The sequence below is a fragment of the Pseudomonas parakoreensis genome (genome assembly GCF_021602155.1).
GTDB classification, from domain to species: domain Bacteria; phylum Pseudomonadota; class Gammaproteobacteria; order Pseudomonadales; family Pseudomonadaceae; genus Aquipseudomonas; species Aquipseudomonas parakoreensis.
This window is the reverse complement of record NZ_BQHY01000073.1, coordinates 1-459: the sequence shown is the minus strand read 5'-3', so window position 1 is coordinate 459 and position 459 is coordinate 1. Positions and strand designations below refer to the sequence as shown.

General features: G+C 63.6%; 1 protein-coding gene. It reads right to left on the bottom strand.

Annotated features, from left to right (window positions below; genetic code table 11):
• Positions 1-459, bottom strand: a 459-nt coding sequence (locus L6D63_RS28450; RefSeq protein WP_236170516.1) for an immunoglobulin-like domain-containing protein, incomplete at both ends; no start/stop codon positions are given.

Sequence of the window (459 nt, the reverse complement as noted above, 5' to 3'; positions counted from 1 at the left end):
CTTTGTAGACGTCATCAGCCGGAGCCGGAACGGTCACGGTGCCGGTGGTTTTACCGGCGTCGATGGTGATCACGGCGCCGTTCGACAGGGTCACGGTGACTGGGGAGCCAGCGGCGTTGGTCAGGGTAGCGGTGTAAACGATCGAGCCACCTTCGGCCACGGTACCGGTCGCGGACAGCGACAGGTTGGTGGTGTCGACGGTGTCGGTGACCGTGGTGTTGACCGGGGTTTTGTCGGCAACGAGGTTCTCGTAGTTGCCGCCGCTGACGTTGGTGATCGCGTTGGTCAACGGCGCATGACCGGTCAGCGCATCGTTCGGTGCGGTGGTGGTCACGGTGCCGGTGGTTTTGCCGACTTCGATGGTGATGTTCTGACCGTTGGCCAGGGTCACCACGACTGGCGAGCCAGTCACTGGCGCACCAACGGTCGCGGTGTAGGTGACGGTACCACCTTCGGCAG